Origin of the sequence: Thalassospira sp. GB04J01 (assembly GCF_000751115.1) — a bacterium.
Classification (GTDB): Bacteria; Pseudomonadota; Alphaproteobacteria; order Rhodospirillales; family Thalassospiraceae; genus Thalassospira; species Thalassospira lucentensis.
Genome location: NZ_CCDX020000012.1, coordinates 406,895 through 420,191 on the forward strand (window position 1 = coordinate 406,895; position 13,297 = coordinate 420,191).

A 13,297-nucleotide genomic window follows, 5' to 3' on the forward strand; every position below is an offset into this window, starting at 1 on the left:
ACGGGCCGTGTTACACAGCCCGCCCGATTATTTTCAAAAGGATCGATTTTTTCGAAACCTAGACAACGCCAGCTTCTTTCAGCCCATCGGCCACCGCTCCATGCATCACCCATGTCCAGTCTTCACCGTCCGTCGGCTTCCCATCTGCAAGGGTAAAGATCGCGGCCAGATAATCACTGACATCGCTGTCACACATTGGAAGTCCTGCGGCCTCGGATATCTTGCGCGCCAACCGGCCATATTTCTTATTGCCAATCCGCGCGCCAAAATGCCCCACCGTCTGGGCCAACTTCAATCCGCTAATCTCACGGCCCGGTGCATTGGCATGGACCCGCAGCATATCGCGCTCACAGCTCGATATCTCGATAGATGCAAGTGCGTTGACGTAATCTTCCACCTGACCAATATGGGGCGCATCACCGGCATTGATATCAGCAGTGCGGTCCGTGCCGTCGTCCCAGTTCAAGACTTTCAACATGTCGTTTCCTCCCGACAAAATGACCGGTTTAGAACCGTTTGCATGCGTCACATCTGACGTGCCGGTCGATCACGCCGATGTGTATCTTTTGGGCAACAATGCCATTTCTTATTTTATCGCCTTTGGTGTTCCCCAATGTGTCGGGGTTCATTACCGACATTTTGCATATGGGGATTAAAATCAAACGGGGCGGGGAACTTTTGCTCCCCGCCCCGTGATATTACGCGTAGTCAAAGCCCGGTTTGGTAAAGACGAACTGGCCGACCCGCATGCCACCGCCGCCCTCTGCCTCGTCAAAGGCATTGATGCAACCTGCCAGATAAAACTCCCACATCCGTTTGAACTCTGTGTCGTATTTTTCCGGATCAAGCTGATCGGCCACATCGCGAAACCGGTCGCGCCATGCCATCAACGTCTGGGCATAGTTGCGCCCGGGATGGAAATGCGATGCGTCCACCCTCAGACTGGCATGTTCGGCCGCTTCGATCACTTCATGTACCGCCGGGATATATCCGCCGGGGAAAATATATCGATCAATCCACGGCGAGGTAAATTCGGCACGTGGCTTGATAATCGTGTGGATCACCGCCCGACCACCCGTTTTCAGAAGCTCACCAACCTTCTCGAAATAGGTTTTGAACTGATGGCGGCCAACATGCTCAAACATGCCTACCGATACCACCCGGTCGTATTTTCCGGCATTGGCATCGGCAAAGACCCGATAATCAAGAAGATGGTAATCAAGGCCGCTGCTGGCATTGTCGTCCATCTCCAGTCGTTTTTGTTGCGCCCAGTTAAATTGCTCGGTCGACAACGTAATGCCATGCACTTCGGCCCCGGTTTCACGACGAATGAAACGGCTTAAGCCGCCCCAGCCACAGCCGATATCAACCACCCGCAATCCCGGTTCGTTGATCTTCAAACGCTGGGTCGTCAGGCTCATTTTCCGGTGTTGGGCTTCTTCAAGTGTTTGCGCGCCATCATCCCAGAACGCACAGGAATACTGCATGTCCGGGTCAAGGAAACGGGTATAAAGGTCATTGCCAATGTCATAATGATGACGCACCCGGCGTGATGCCGCCTTGATGCTGGTAAACTGGGCAATCTGGAATTTCAGGGCCTGCAGTTTTTCAATGAAACTGCCAAACCCGTTGGCGGAATGACCGCCTTCGAAATTCAGGCGCAACACTTTGATCAGGTCTTCCAGTTCGCCCGAAACAAGATCAAACCCACTGCGCATGAACGCTTCGCCAAAACCGGGATCGGGAGTTAACGCCATTTTCAGCGTATTGCCCCAGTCAGGTATGGTCATGGCGGCTTTTGGTTCCTGGCCGTCACCCAGAACCACTTCGTGTCTGTCATCAACGCGGAATATCAATGTTCCGCGCGTCACATGTTCCCGAAAGAAATCGAGAACCTTTTTTTGTGTCCAATCCAAACTCATCGGGTACGTCATCGCCCTTCCTTCTGTAAAAGTCGGAAAATTGATCGCCCCATGCGCAGTGCCACCCGCGCATACATACCAGCCCCGAAATCAGGCCCGACCCTAAATTAGGCAAAATCCTAAATCAGGATCATGTCTTAAAGACGTTCGGAAGGAAGCCAGAACATGACACCACATGACAGGCACACCGCGTTACGCCCATGCCAAAAGCAGAAATCAACCAAGCAGGACGCCGAACGATTCTGATCTCGGGGTCAGTACGTGAACCCCGTAATAATTCTGCCAGAATTTTCTACGATCTCAAGTAGTAATCGTAGCTGCCCTGCCAAGGATACGCTTGCGCAATTGCCCCGAAAGCCTTACATCTCGCCGCAGATCATCGCAAACTATCCACAGGTATGTTTCTCGCGCCGTTTGTCGGGTCTTATGGGTCCCATAGGGTCTAATATTGGGGGCGCGACATACCATACAGACTGAAAAGAGGCATCTGATGGGCTATAAAATCGCTGTTGTCGGTGCGACTGGTAATGTCGGGCGTGAAATGCTCAACACCCTTGCCGAGCGCAACTTCCCGGCTGACGAAATCTTTGCGCTGGCATCTTCAAAATCAATCGGCCGCACGGTTTCCTATGGCGATGATACCGATCTCAGCGTTCTGGATTCTGCGACCTTTGATTTTTCCAAGGTTGATATCGCGCTGTTTTCCGCTGGTGGCGAAGCGGCCAAGAAACTGGCGCCAAAGGCTGCCGAAGCCGGGTGTGTCGTGATTGACAATTCCAGCTACTGGCGCATGGAACCGGGCGTGCCACTCATCGTGCCCGAGGTCAATGGCGCAGCACTTTCGGGCTACGCCAAAAAGAACATCATTGCCAACCCGAACTGCTCAACCATCCAGATGGTCATGGCGCTTAAGCCGCTGCAGGACATCGCCCCGATCAAACGCATCGTGGTGTCGACCTATCAGTCGGTATCGGGTGCGGGCCGGGCGGCAATGGACGAACTGTTCAACCAGACCAAGGGCATCTATGTGAACGATCTTCCGCAAAAGGAAGAATTCACCAAGCAGATCGCCTTTAACGTCATCCCCCATATCGATACCTTCATGGATGATGGTGCGACCCGCGAAGAATGGAAAATGGCGGTTGAGACGCGCAAAATCATGGCCCCGGCCGAAATTGCCGTGCATGCAACCTGTGTCCGTGTTCCGGTCTTTGTTGGTCATGGCGAAGCGGTCAACATCGAATTTGATGGCCCGATCACCGTCGAAGAAGCCCGCAAGGCAATGAAAGCCTTCCCCGGCGTTTCGGTGGTCGATTACCGTCAGGACGAAGGATATGTCACACCGCAAGAAGTGCAGGGCGAGGACAATGTCTTTATCTCACGCGTGCGCAAGGACCCGACGGTTGAAAACGGTCTGTCGCTGTGGTGTGTCGGGGATAACCTGCGCAAAGGGGCGGCCCTTAACGCGGTTCAGATTGCCGAAGCACTGGTCGCGGAATACCTGCCAAAGAAATAACGTTTCACGTCTTTCCACGATGCAAAACCCGCCTTCTCGAAGGCGGGTTTTGTCGTTTATGAAATCAAACATGCTGGTCAGATGCGCAAAAAGGCGCTAGGCAATCAGTCTAAGGGATGGAAAATTCCACCGCCTGCCCGGCACGTTACGAAGAAAAATAATTTCGGGGAAATCGGATGGTTAAACGCACACGCAAGGAAGCCGCACGTCTGGACGAAGCCGCCCGCGCGGGTTGGCTGTACTATTGTGCTGGCAATACACAGGACGAAATCGCCACCAAACTTGGCGTCTCGCGCCCGACCGCACAGCGTCTTGTGTCGGCAGCCGTCAGCGAAGGACTGGTCAAGGTCCGCCTTGATCATCCGATTGCGCATTGTATGGAACTGGGCAAGGCGATTTGTGAAAAATACGATCTTGCCGCCTGTGATGTTGTCCCGACCGACCCTGCCGCCCCCGAGGCGATGTTTGGCATGGCGCAGGCCGCGGCCACCTACCTTGAACGCGCTCTGCAATCACCCGATCCGCAAATCATAGCACTGGGCACCGGGCGTGCCATGCGCGCCATGGTCGATGAGGTTGGCCGGATTGATGGCCGCCACCATAAGATCGTCTCGCTTGTCGGCACCATTGCCCATGATGGTGCTGCCAGTTTCTATGACGCGGTGATCGACCTTGCCGACCGCACCCGCGCACCGCATTATCCCTTGCCGATTCCGGTCATCATCGAAGATCCGCAAATGCGTCAACGTATGCAGCAACAACCCCCGATGGATAATATCCTCAAACTCGCCGCAGAGGCCGACATTCGTTTTATCGGGGTCGGGCATCTTGGCGATGACGCGCCGCTTCATATTGACGGCTTCATCAGCAAGGACGAACTGATGTCGCTTCGCAAAAGTGGCGGCATTGGCGAAGTCATCAGTTGGTCGTTTGATCAGGATGGCACCATCCTTGATCATGCGGTCAATCATTGCGTCACCAGTGCCCCGGCCCAGTCGCCGACCACCAACACCATCGCGGTTGCCAAGGGCACGAAAAAGATAAAAGCGATTCGCGGTGCGATGCGTGGCAAACTGATCTCGACCCTGATCACCGACGAAGCCACCGCAGAATCTTTATTGCAGTAGCATCTGCAACAACCCTCGAAGAACCAAGCCCCATTCCCCCTGTCAACCCGTTTGGCAGGGGTTGTTTTTGTGCACCGCAAGAACGATTTAATTTGACAAGAGACCTCGTAATTGAGTGAATGCTCATCACCTGAACAAATGATCAATACGAGCAAGAATTTGCTTACCGGGTACATAGTCCTTTAGGGAGGAAACATGAAACGCGTTATGGGAGCCGCGCTTTGCGCGCTACTAGCAGGCGGTGTTGCATTCACCGCCAATGCCGAAACCAAACTGACCATCGCAACCGTCAACAACGGTGACATGATCCGCATGCAGAAGCTGACGGATGACTTCACCTCACAGAATCCTGATATTTCGCTTGAGTGGGTCACCCTCGAAGAAAACACCCTGCGTCAGCGCGTCACCACCGACATCGCCACCAAGGGCGGTCAGTATGACATCATGACCATTGGCACCTACGAAGTGCCGATCTGGGCTGAAAAAGGCTGGCTGGCACCGCTTGATAATCTCGGCGCCGACTATGACGTCGACGATCTGATGCCTGCTATCCGGGCTGCCGTCTCCAAGGATGATGCGCTTTATGCTGCACCGTTCTACGGCGAAAGCTCGATGATGATGTACCGCAAGGATCTGTTCGAAAAAGCCGGTATTGAAGTCAACGGTCGCCTGACCTGGGATCAGACCCTTGATATCGCCAAAAAGCTGCATGACCCGGACAACGGCGTCTATGGCATCTGCCTGCGTGGCAAAGCCGGCTGGGGCGAAAACATGGCGCTGATCTCGACCATGGGCAATGCCTATGGCGCACGCTGGTTTGACGAAGAATGGAACCCGACCTTCGACGGGCCGGAATGGAAAGCCGCCCTGGACATGTATACCAACATCCTTGGTAACTATGGTCCTCCGGGGGCAACATCGAACGGGTTTAACGAAAACCTGTCGCTGTTCAACTCCGGCAAATGTGGCATGTGGATTGATGCAACCGTTGCAGCATCCTTTGTCACCAACCCCAAAGAATCCAAAGTTGCCGACCAGGTTGCCTTCACCGAAGCTCCTTGTGCTGTAACCTGCACCGGTGCCAACTGGCTCTGGGCTTGGAACCTTGGCATTCCGATGGGATCCCAGAACGTCGAAGCGGCTCAGAAATTCATCGCCTGGGCCACGTCCAAAGAATATCTCGAACTGGTTGCCTCCAAAGAAGGTTGGGCAAACGTTCCCCCGGGAACCCGTATTTCGCTGTACGAAAACCCGAAATATCTTGAGGCTGCACCCTTTGCAGACGAGACGCTTCTCGCCATCGACAGCGCAGATCCGATCAACTCGACCCTCAAACCGAAACCCTATGTTGGTGTTCAGTTCGCCGCGATCCCGGAATTCCAGGGTATCGGTACCACTGTAGGCCAGCAGTTCTCGGCAGCTCTTGCCGGTCAGTCCACGGTTGAAGAGGCCCTTTCGGCCGCACAAGCCAGCACCGACCGCACCATGCGCAAAGCCGGTTACTACTGATGCACTACAGGTCGGATTTCAGATCATCGCACATCATGAAATGACATCCGGCCTGACCTCCTTGACCTGATGAACTTGGGGTGGCGGCCACAGAGCAACTTGCTCTAACACCGCCACCCTCTTTCCATCCGGATCGGGACATCAACATCAATTTCGGGGAGCACATCATGTCGACACGTGCCTCGACCCTTACCGGGCGCATCATGTCCGCGCCATCGATCATCGTCCTGTTCTTATGGATGGCCGTCCCGCTGGGCATGACAATTTACTTTTCCTTCCTGCGCTACAATCTGTTGTCGCCAGGCACGGAAGAATGGATCGGCACTCTCAATTACGAATTTTTCCTGACCGACCCGGCGTTCTTTGCCTCCCTTGCAAACACGCTGCTGCTTGTCGGTTCGGTTCTGGTCATCACCGTGATTGGTGGCATCCTGCTGGGATTGCTGCTCGATCAACCGATTTTTGGGCGCGGCATCCTGCGACTTCTGGTGATTGCGCCGTTCTTCATCATGCCGACCGTCAATGCACTGGTCTGGAAAAACCTTTTGATGGACCCGGTTTCGGGGATGTTTGCCTGGCTTGCCAGTTTACTTGGCCTGCCTGCAATTGACTGGTTTACCAATGCGCCGCTGACATCCATCATCATCATGGTGTCATGGCAATGGCTGCCCTTTGCCGTGCTGATCCTTCTGACAGCACTTCAGTCGCTTGACCGCGACCAAAAGGAAGCCGCCCAGATGGATGGGGCCGGTCCGGTATCGATCTTTTTCTATATTACCCTGCCCCACCTCAGCCGCGCGATTACCGTGGTTGTGCTGATTGAAACCATCTTCCTACTGACTGTCTTTGCCGAAATCTTTGTCACCACAGGTGGTGGTCCGGGTCTGGCAACGACCAACATTGCGTTCCTTGTCTATACACAAGCACTGTTGCAGTACGACGTTGGCGGCGCATCAGCCGGCGGCATTGTCGCGGTCATTCTGGCCAATATCGTGGCGATCTTCCTGATCCGCCTCATCGGCAAGAACCTGGATAATTAGGGGCGCGATATGGAAAAGAAACAAACACCTCTTGGCTATATCAGCTTCTCGGCCTTTGCCTGGGTTGTCGGCCTTTTGATTTTCTTCCCGATCTTCTGGATGGTTTTAACCAGTTTCAAAAGCGAACTTGAAGCCGTCAGCATTCCGCCAAGCTTCATCTCCTTTGACTGGACGCTTGAAAACTATGTCGAGGTTCAGGAACGATCGAACTATTTCAAGTTCGCCATGAACTCCGTCATTCTTGCGGTCGGCTCCACATTGGTTGGCTTGGTCTTTGCTGTCACCTGCGCATGGGCCATGGCCTTTAACCCGACCAAACGCACCAAGGACGCGCTGCTCTGGATGCTGTCGACCAAGATGATGCCACCCGTTGGCGTTCTTGTGCCGATCTATCTGATGTTTCGCGACTGGGGGCTGCTTGATACCCGGTTTGGTCTGATCATGGTTCTGTTTTTGATGAACCTGCCGATCATGGTCTGGATGCTCTACACCTACTTTAAGGAAATCCCGACCGACATTCTCGAAGCCGCCCGCATGGATGGCGCAACCCTGCCCAAGGAAATCATCTTTGTGCTGTTGCCCATGGCCCTGCCCGGCATTGCATCGACCATGCTCTTGAATGTGATCCTTGCCTGGAACGAAGCCTTTTGGACACTCAATCTGACAACGTCCGATGCGGCACCGCTGACAGCTTTCATTGCCTCGTACTCAAGCCCCGAAGGGCTGTTCTGGGCAAAGCTTTCAGCCGCTTCAACTCTGGCAGTTGCACCAATTCTTGTCATTGGCTGGTTCTCGCAGAAACAGCTGGTTCGTGGTCTGACATTTGGCGCGGTCAAGTAACCGCTGCCCTATTGAAATCTAGAAAGAAGGAACACCGCAATGGGTGCTATCCGACTGGAGAAAGTCAAGAAAACCTTCGGAACGCTGGATGTGATTCCGGGTGTCGATCTTGACATCAATGATGGTGAGTTTGTCGTCTTTGTCGGCCCGTCGGGCTGTGGCAAATCAACCTTGCTGCGCCTGATTGCCGGGCTTGAAGATGTCACCGACGGTAAAATCATGATTGATGGTATCGACGTTGCCAACGAAGCCCCGGCCAAGCGCGGCCTGTCGATGGTCTTTCAGTCCTATGCGCTTTATCCGCATATGACCGTTTTTAACAACATTGCCTTTGGCCTGAAAATGGCCGGCGAAAGCAAGGAAGTTATCAACGAGAAAGTCCAGAGTGCGGCCAAAATCCTCAATCTGACCGACTATCTCGAACGACGCCCCGGTGCCCTTTCGGGTGGTCAGCGTCAACGCGTTGCCATTGGCCGTGCGATTGTCCGTAACCCGGCCGCCTTCCTGTTTGATGAACCGTTATCGAACCTTGATGCCGCCCTTCGCGTCAACATGCGTCTTGAAATCACCGGTCTGCATCAGGACCTCAAAACCACGATGATCTATGTCACCCATGATCAGGTCGAAGCCATGACCATGGCCGACAAAATCGTCGTGTTGCAGGCTGGCCGTGTCGAGCAAGTCGGCAAACCGATGGACCTTTACAGCAAACCGGCCAACAAATTCGTCGCCGGTTTCATCGGCTCACCGAAAATGAACTTCCTGGGCGGCGAACTGGCGGCAAAACATGGTTGTCATGAAATCGGCGTTCGCCCTGAACACCTCGTGGTCAGCACCGAAAGCGGTGTGATTCCGGCCACGGTCAAAATCGCCGAACACTTGGGGGCGGAAACATACCTCCATGTGCAATCGGATGAATTTGGCGCGATGACGGTGCGGGCAACCGGCGAAATGCCACTGAGCGGGAATGACAAAATCTTCCTCACCCCGGAACAGGACCGCATCCATCGTTTTGACGCCCATGGTCTGGCCCTTGGATAGTTTCTAAACCGTGCACACCGGGTCGCAATGCCGCACACGCGTTGCGATCCCGCCTTACCAAATCAAGAAAACTGTGAGACCCAAATGTATCTTAAAAAGTTCGATCTTACCGGTCGCCGTGCCTATGTCACGGGCGGCGGTCGTGCAATCGGCCTGTCCTGCTGTGAAGCACTGGCAGAAGCAGGCGCACATGTCATCATTGGCGATATCAGCGAAGCTGTCGCCGAAGAAGGCCGCGATTACCTGAAATCCAAAGGGTACTCCGCCGACATCGACATCATGGATGTCACCAACACCGATCAGGTCCGTGCCAGTGCCGAAAAAATGGCCAAGCAGGGCGGCATCGACATTCTTGTCAATAACGCCGGCATCGCACGGTCGGAAACCCCGGCCGAAAAAGTTGCGGATGAACATTGGCTCAATGTCGTTGACGTCAATCTGAACGGCACCTTCTGGTGCTGCCGCGAATTTGGCAAGCAGATGCTGGCCAAGAAAAATGGCGTCATCGTCAATGTCGGCTCGATGTCGGGCGTCATTGTCAACAAGCCACAGGAACAGGCCTATTACAACGCATCCAAGGCGGCTGTGCATCAGTTGACCAAATCGCTGGCGGCTGAATGGGGCGGACGCGGCGTGCGCGTCAATGCGGTTGCACCGACCTATATCGCAACCCCGCTGAATGAGTTCGTGAAATCCAAGCCGGAAATGTATGACGCATGGATCAATGGCACCCCGATGGCCCGCTTGGGCGAGACCGATGAAATCGGGTCGGTTGTGCTGTTCCTTGCCTCAGACGCATCCAGCTTGATGACCGGATCCATCGTTCTGGCTGATGGGGGTTACACCTGCTGGTAAGGCCAGGTGGAACTGTTGACTGTAATCTCCTGAAGTTATTTACAGTCAGGCTGGAATGATGGTTAAAACGGGGCGCGGTTGTGGGACCTGCGCCCCGTTTACCTTTTCAGGCCACGCAAACACTGGCCAGATATTTGGAAAAGTCATTCGCGGGCATCACCACAACACCCGACAGGCCAAGGAACGCTGACAGGCGTTCAAGATTGGCCATAAGCGCCCCCGCAACATCACCTGCGGCAAAACCATCTTCAAGATGCGCGCTTTGCACCAAAAGCACCCCGGCCTGCCGGTCCGCTTTCAAATCGACACGCGCAACAAATTCGCCGTTCAACATAAATGGCAGGACGTAGTAGCCGTATTGGCGCTTTTCGGCCGGAACATATATCTCGATCCGATAGTTAAACCCGAAAATACGTTCCACCCGATCACGTTCCCACATCACCGGATCAAACGGCACCATCAAGCATGTCGGCTTGGCCCGTGACCGTGGATTGACGTTCGGGCACATATAGCCCGGTTGTTTCCACCCCTGAACATCCGCTGCCAACAACCGTCCTTCTTCGACAAGACGTACAAGGCATCCTTTCACGTCCGCCGTTGGCAGGCGGAAATATTTGCGCAGATCTGCCTCGGTCGCCACCCCCATGGCGGCAATCCCCTTGCAGATCAGATCACATTGCGCATCCTGCCTGTCGGGTGCCGCAAGATTGGCCGCATCGCCAATGATCCGTTCGGGCAAATCATAAACCCGCTCAAAACTGCTGCGGCGTTTGCGCGACATGACCTGACCGCTCCAGAACAGATATTCCATCGCGGTTTTGGTATCCGACCATCCCCACCATGCCGAACTGTTGGCACGCTTGTCTTCAAGGTCACTCGCACCAATCGCACCCTCGCGCTCAATCCGGGCCAGAATGCCATTGATCAGATCGGGCTGTTCGCGCTGCATCCGCGCAATCCGCCCCCAGGTTCCTTTGCCATTGCGCGCATCCTCCATCCGCCAGCGATACAGCGGGTAATCCTCAACCGGGATCATGGATGCTTCATGGCCCCAATATTCAAACAATTTACGCTGCCGGTCCGTGCCCCAGACAACCTGATCAAGCAACGTCGGGTCATACACCCCCAATCGGCTGAAAATCGGCATGTAATGCGCACGTGTCAAAACGTTGACACTATCGACCTGCAACATATTGGTTTGTCGGATCGCCTTGATGATCCGGCGTTTGGTCACCGGGCGATTGTCGTCGCAATCAAACCCCTGCCCGACAAGCGCAAGGTTGCGCGCCTGCTTGATGGAAACGGCAACGGATCGCATCGGGATATGAACACTGTCATCTGGCATGGTTAAACATTCAAATTGGCAAATAAAAACAGCACGATGTTAGCATATCCCCCTGACAAATACGGCAGGAGGATTCCATATGTTTTCGTGTATGGTTTCTTGACGGGTCACACCGTCAGCCAAGGGCCTTTGCCCGGATGATCATCGCGCACACCGCAACACAGGACACGAACGCAAGATGGAAATCGAACAGATCATGATCCTGACGGTCCTTGTCGGGACGGTTGCGCTGTTTTTATGGGGGCGCTGGCGTCATGACATGGTGGCGATGGCATCGTTATTGGCCTGTGTCGTCTTGGGGCTGGTGCCGACCGGCGATGCCTTTATCGGGTTTGGTCATCCGGCGGTCATTACCGTGGCTTGTATTCTGATCCTGTCATCGGCCCTGCAAAAATCCGGGGCGGTCGATACATTAACCCGAACGGTCCTGCCGCAATCAGCCGGTCCCTTTGTCACCATGGCCGCCCTTAGTCTGCTGGCTGCCATCCTGTCGGCTTTTATGAACAATGTCGGCGCCTTGGCTTTGCTGATGCCAGTTGCGCTTCAAATTGCCCGAAAGCAGAATTTGCCCCCCGGGAAAATCCTGATGCCACTGGCCTTTGGCTCAATCTTGGGCGGCATGACCACCCTGATCGGGACACCGCCCAACCTGATTGTTTCGGGCTTTCGCGCCGAACTAAACGGCTCGGGCTTTTCGATGTTTGATTTCAGCCCGGTCGGGGTCGCGATTGCCGCATCCGGACTGGTGTTTGTCATTCTGCTGGGTCGATTTCTGGTCCCCACCCGCGAACGTGCCGGGGCCGAGGGATTTGAAACCGGCTCATACCTGACCGAGGCGCGTATTACCGAGGGCAGCAAGGCCATCGGCATGCTGTTGCGCGACATCAACAATGAACTGGAAAAAACCGACGCACAGGTCATTGGCCTGATCCGCAATGAACGCCGTATCCCCGCGCCAAACCCCTTTCGCGAATTGCATCAGAACGACGTTCTTCTGATCGAAACCGAACCCGAAGGCCTCGCCGCCGCCCTTTCTGCGGTTGAGCTCACCCTTGAGGCCGAATGGAATGATGCGCAGGCCAAACTCAAGGCACAGGACAGCGACGAAAAAACCCTTTCCGATACCAAGGCTGCCGACAGCACAAAAACCGAGACCAGCGGCGATACAGAAGCCCCCTCTGATCCGGATCAGAACGACGCGCCAACGGATGCCGATAAAACCGCCCTGCAGTCGGATGATATTTCGCTGATTGAACTGGCTGTTCTGCCAAATGCCGCCTTTATTGGCCGGTCTGCGACCGACATACGCCTGCGCAACCGCTATGGCATCAACCTGCTGGCCGTTTCACGCCAAGGCCGCCGTTCGATGGCGCGCTTGCGCACCATGACAATGCAGGCCGGCGACGTCCTTTTGATGCAAGGCCCACCAGAAGCCATCTATGACTTTGGCAACCGGCTTGGCTGTGTGCCACTTGCCGAACGGTCCCTCCATCTGGCGGACAAGGCACAGGCGCTTAAAACCACCATGATCATGGCCATCGCCATCCTGCTGGCCGCCTTTGGCATTTTACCCGCCGCCATTTCCTTTGCCCTTGGTGTTCTGGCCGCATTGCTGATACGCGTGGTCTCGCCCCGAACCCTGTATGATGCTGTCGACTGGCCGGTTGTCGTCCTGCTCGCGGCCCTCATACCCGTGGCCAATGCCATGGAAAGTACCGGCAGTGCCGATCTGATCGCGCGCTTCCTGCTACAATCGGTGGCACAGGGCAATGCGACCATTGCCGTTGGCCTGATCCTTGTCGTCACCATGACCCTGTCGGACTTCATGAACAACGCCGCCACCGCAGCCGTGATGTGCCCGATTGCGATTGGCAGTGCCGCCCAGCTTGAGGCCAGCTCCGACCCGTTCCTGATGGCGGTCGCGATTGGCGCATCCTGCGCCTTCCTCACCCCAATCGGGCACCAGAACAACACGCTCATCCTCGGCCCCGGCGGCTTCCGCTTTGGCGACTACTGGAAACTTGGCCTTCCGATTGAAATCATCGTGGTGGCGGTGGGTGTGCCGATGTTGTTGTGGGTTTGGCCGTTATAGTCACCTTATC

At 54.9% G+C, this 13,297-nt stretch carries 11 protein-coding genes; 8 read left to right on the forward strand and 3 right to left on the reverse strand.

From position 1 onward, the window contains the following. Positions 1-58: 58 nt before the first annotated feature. Together AMM48_RS13155 and AMM48_RS13165 are read right to left on the reverse strand one after the other, a co-directional pair. Positions 59-478, reverse strand: a complete 420-nt coding sequence (locus tag AMM48_RS13155) for a hypothetical protein (RefSeq protein WP_102784402.1) — start codon at positions 476-478, stop codon at positions 59-61. Between the two features lie 220 nt (positions 479-698). Continuing rightward, entirely contained in the window at positions 699-1,922 is a 1,224-nt protein-coding gene (locus AMM48_RS13165) for a cyclopropane-fatty-acyl-phospholipid synthase family protein (protein ID WP_102784404.1), read from the reverse strand. Positions 1,923-2,412: 490 nt separating this feature from the next. On the opposite strand from AMM48_RS13165, the gene AMM48_RS13170 reads away from it, so the two are divergent. From AMM48_RS13170 to AMM48_RS13200, 7 genes are all read left to right on the forward strand, one after another. Continuing rightward, positions 2,413-3,438, forward strand: coding sequence for an aspartate-semialdehyde dehydrogenase (locus tag AMM48_RS13170; protein ID WP_102784405.1), 1,026 nt, complete (start codon positions 2,413-2,415; stop codon positions 3,436-3,438). A gap of 176 nt (positions 3,439-3,614) precedes the next feature. Further along, complete coding sequence (locus tag AMM48_RS13175; protein WP_102784406.1) at positions 3,615-4,565, forward strand: sugar-binding transcriptional regulator; 951 nt, start codon at positions 3,615-3,617, stop codon at positions 4,563-4,565. 195 nt (positions 4,566-4,760) lie between these two features. Beyond that, positions 4,761-6,074 carry a sugar ABC transporter substrate-binding protein gene (locus AMM48_RS13180; RefSeq protein ID WP_102784407.1) on the forward strand — a complete coding sequence of 438 codons (1,314 nt, stop codon included), beginning with the start codon at positions 4,761-4,763 and terminating at the stop codon, positions 6,072-6,074. A 167-nt stretch (positions 6,075-6,241) separates the two neighbouring features. Continuing rightward, complete coding sequence (locus AMM48_RS13185; protein WP_022731668.1) at positions 6,242-7,114, forward strand: sugar ABC transporter permease; 873 nt, start codon at positions 6,242-6,244, stop codon at positions 7,112-7,114. 9 nt (positions 7,115-7,123) lie between these two features. Further along, positions 7,124-7,954, forward strand: a complete 831-nt coding sequence (locus AMM48_RS13190) for a carbohydrate ABC transporter permease (protein WP_022731669.1) — start codon at positions 7,124-7,126, stop codon at positions 7,952-7,954. 39 nt (positions 7,955-7,993) lie between these two features. Next, entirely contained in the window at positions 7,994-8,995 is a 1,002-nt protein-coding gene (locus tag AMM48_RS13195; RefSeq protein WP_022731670.1) for an ABC transporter ATP-binding protein, read from the forward strand. 84 nt (positions 8,996-9,079) lie between these two features. After that, positions 9,080-9,850: an SDR family oxidoreductase gene (locus AMM48_RS13200; protein ID WP_101303134.1), complete on the forward strand. Its 771-nt coding sequence runs from the start codon at positions 9,080-9,082 to the stop codon at positions 9,848-9,850. Between the two features lie 106 nt (positions 9,851-9,956). On the opposite strand, the gene AMM48_RS13205 is transcribed toward AMM48_RS13200, so the two are convergent. After that, positions 9,957-11,195, reverse strand: a complete 1,239-nt coding sequence (locus AMM48_RS13205; protein WP_102784408.1) for a crosslink repair DNA glycosylase YcaQ family protein — start codon at positions 11,193-11,195, stop codon at positions 9,957-9,959. A 178-nt stretch (positions 11,196-11,373) separates the two neighbouring features. On the opposite strand from AMM48_RS13205, the gene AMM48_RS13210 reads away from it, so the two are divergent. Next, entirely contained in the window at positions 11,374-13,287 is a 1,914-nt protein-coding gene (locus tag AMM48_RS13210) for an SLC13 family permease (protein ID WP_102784409.1), read from the forward strand. The last annotated feature ends 10 nt before the right edge of the window (positions 13,288-13,297 follow it).

Excerpts from the sequence above, each read along its gene's own strand:
- AMM48_RS13210 (WP_102784409.1), top strand. The coding sequence starts at position 11,374 with ATGGAAATCGAACAGATCATGATCCTGACGGTCCTTGTCGGGACGGTT.
- AMM48_RS13165 (WP_102784404.1), bottom strand. The coding sequence starts at position 1,922 with ATGAGTTTGGATTGGACACAAAAAAAGGTTCTCGATTTCTTTCGGGAA.
- AMM48_RS13190 (WP_022731669.1), top strand. The coding sequence starts at position 7,124 with ATGGAAAAGAAACAAACACCTCTTGGCTATATCAGCTTCTCGGCCTTT.
- AMM48_RS13180 (WP_102784407.1), top strand. The coding sequence starts at position 4,761 with ATGAAACGCGTTATGGGAGCCGCGCTTTGCGCGCTACTAGCAGGCGGT.
- AMM48_RS13170 (WP_102784405.1), top strand. The coding sequence starts at position 2,413 with ATGGGCTATAAAATCGCTGTTGTCGGTGCGACTGGTAATGTCGGGCGT.
- AMM48_RS13200 (WP_101303134.1), top strand. The coding sequence starts at position 9,080 with ATGTATCTTAAAAAGTTCGATCTTACCGGTCGCCGTGCCTATGTCACG.
- AMM48_RS13205 (WP_102784408.1), bottom strand. The coding sequence starts at position 11,195 with ATGCCAGATGACAGTGTTCATATCCCGATGCGATCCGTTGCCGTTTCC.
- AMM48_RS13195 (WP_022731670.1), top strand. The coding sequence starts at position 7,994 with ATGGGTGCTATCCGACTGGAGAAAGTCAAGAAAACCTTCGGAACGCTG.
- AMM48_RS13185 (WP_022731668.1), top strand. The coding sequence starts at position 6,242 with ATGTCGACACGTGCCTCGACCCTTACCGGGCGCATCATGTCCGCGCCA.
- AMM48_RS13175 (WP_102784406.1), top strand. The coding sequence starts at position 3,615 with ATGGTTAAACGCACACGCAAGGAAGCCGCACGTCTGGACGAAGCCGCC.
- AMM48_RS13155 (WP_102784402.1), bottom strand. The coding sequence starts at position 478 with ATGTTGAAAGTCTTGAACTGGGACGACGGCACGGACCGCACTGCTGAT.